The 1,533-nt window shown below is 72.0% G+C and carries 3 protein-coding genes; 1 reads left to right on the top strand and 2 read right to left on the bottom strand.

Annotation, left to right across the window (positions count from 1 at the left end; genetic code table 11):
• Positions 1-41: 41 nt before the first annotated feature.
• Together AB0K37_RS42130 and AB0K37_RS42125 are read right to left on the bottom strand one after the other, a co-directional pair.
• Complete coding sequence (locus tag AB0K37_RS42130) at positions 42-284, bottom strand: hypothetical protein (RefSeq protein ID WP_363991843.1); 243 nt, start codon at positions 282-284, stop codon at positions 42-44.
• A gap of 568 nt (positions 285-852) precedes the next feature.
• The gene (locus tag AB0K37_RS42125) at positions 853-1,191 is read right to left on the bottom strand and encodes a DUF3099 domain-containing protein (protein ID WP_363991841.1); all 339 of its coding nucleotides are present in this window, start codon (positions 1,189-1,191) and stop codon (positions 853-855) included.
• Positions 1,192-1,256: 65 nt separating this feature from the next.
• Here AB0K37_RS42125 and AB0K37_RS42120 point away from each other — a divergent pair, with 65 nt between their 5' ends.
• The gene (locus AB0K37_RS42120) at positions 1,257-1,469 is read left to right on the top strand and encodes a dodecin (RefSeq protein ID WP_185024725.1); all 213 of its coding nucleotides are present in this window, start codon (positions 1,257-1,259) and stop codon (positions 1,467-1,469) included.
• Positions 1,470-1,533: the final 64 nt, after the last annotated feature.

Raw genomic sequence — 1,533 nt, 5'->3', positions numbered from 1 at the left:
GAGGCGTGTCGTCGCTCGCGGTAGAGCGTAGCGGACGGCACCTACAGGGTAGGGGAAGGGGAGTGGTGAGCGCTCCCTGTTATGCGCGCCGGGCCCGGGGGACGGGCGGACCGGCCGGGTCTGCTGAAGGCGTCAAAGGGCTCGTCTTCCCGGCCGCCCGCCGCGCGGCGGGGCGGCAGCCCGGTCGGCTGCGAGGCGCCGAGGAAGGTGTAGGGGGACTCGGGGCCGCCCGGCTCCGGCAGGTTCCGGGGCGCCCACTCGGGCACGTCGTCGAAAGCGCTCATGGCCGGTCTCCGTTTCCCGGGCGGGGCTGCGGGCCGTGCCGCGCCCGTGGGCGGACGGCCCGCCACTGAGACACATGGCCGATATGTCTCAGGCGAGGCAGCTGTGATGTTCGTCTCAACAGCCGACTCCGTCAAGGGGGCGCCGCTCAGCAGTACGCGGCGGGCGCCGGGAAGGATCGGCCCGCGCCCGGCCGCCCTGACGAAGAGGCCCGCGCGGCAGCGTCCGGGCCCCGCGATTGCGGACGAGAAACGGTATGGAATGGCCGGTTTTGGGGGCATGGCCGGACCAGGACAGCGCGGAGGGCTTGCGTTCTCGCGGAGATGTGCCCGGCTCGGGCCGGTCGGTCAAGCGAAGGTGCGGGGAAGGTCATCCGCGGGCCCGCGAAGCTTCAGCGGGATTCCCGGACAATGAAAAGCGGCGCCGGGTGGATACGGGGGCAATCCACCCGGCGCCGCATCATCGGTGTTCCGACGGGGGCCCGGAACACCGGCACGGGCGCTCCGACGGGGGACCAGAGCGCCGGTACAAATCGTACACCGAAACCCCCCGCGGTTAGTCAAGAGAATGTCACGACCGGATTTCCGGTCGCTGTCCGGAAACCGGCTTCTGTTCCCTGCGGTGACGGTCGTCGAAGGCCGCCGGGGCGGTCGGTTCGCGTCCCCCGTTCGCGAAGATCACGGCGACGTAGGGGAGCACCGCGGCGCCGACCACCATGAGCAGCGCGAGCCACCACGGCGCGCCCGCCACGGCGGCCACCACCGCCCCCACGAAGCAGATCGTGCGGACGCCCATGGACATCAGGTACCGGCGCTGGCGGTGGCCGATGTCCTCCGACATGGGGCGGGGAGCGTCGGTGACCGTGTAGACCGCCGGCTCGCGGTGGTGGCGGTGATTGACCTTCACCATTCCACGGTAAGCCCATGGAGTCCGACCCGCACCGGCGGCACTGGGCAAAACATCTGGAGGAGTCGATGACCGATCGCACGTACCGCGTGACCGAGATCGTGGGGACCTCGCCGGAGTCCGTCGAGGCCGCGATACGCAACGGCGTCCGGCGCGCCTCGCAGACCCTGCGGCACCTCGACTGGTTCGAGGTGACCGAGGTCCGCGGCCACATCGAGGACGGTGAGGTGGGCCACTTCCAGGTCACCATGAAGGTCGGCTTCCGCCTGGAGGACGCCTGACGCGCGCCGGGCCCGGCGCCGGGGCCGCCCCGGCGTCCGGCCCGCCGCGCCGGGGAGGGCGGGG

It is taken from the genome of Actinomadura sp. NPDC049753 (assembly GCF_040674655.1).
GTDB lineage: Bacteria > Actinomycetota > Actinomycetes > Streptosporangiales > Streptosporangiaceae > Spirillospora > Spirillospora verrucosospora.
This window is presented reverse-complemented; position numbering and strand designations above follow the sequence as displayed.

Excerpts from the sequence above, each read along its gene's own strand:
- AB0K37_RS42125 (WP_363991841.1), bottom strand. The coding sequence starts at position 1,191 with ATGGTGAAGGTCAATCACCGCCACCACCGCGAGCCGGCGGTCTACACG.
- AB0K37_RS42130 (WP_363991843.1), bottom strand. The coding sequence starts at position 284 with ATGAGCGCTTTCGACGACGTGCCCGAGTGGGCGCCCCGGAACCTGCCG.
- AB0K37_RS42120 (WP_185024725.1), top strand. The coding sequence starts at position 1,257 with ATGACCGATCGCACGTACCGCGTGACCGAGATCGTGGGGACCTCGCCG.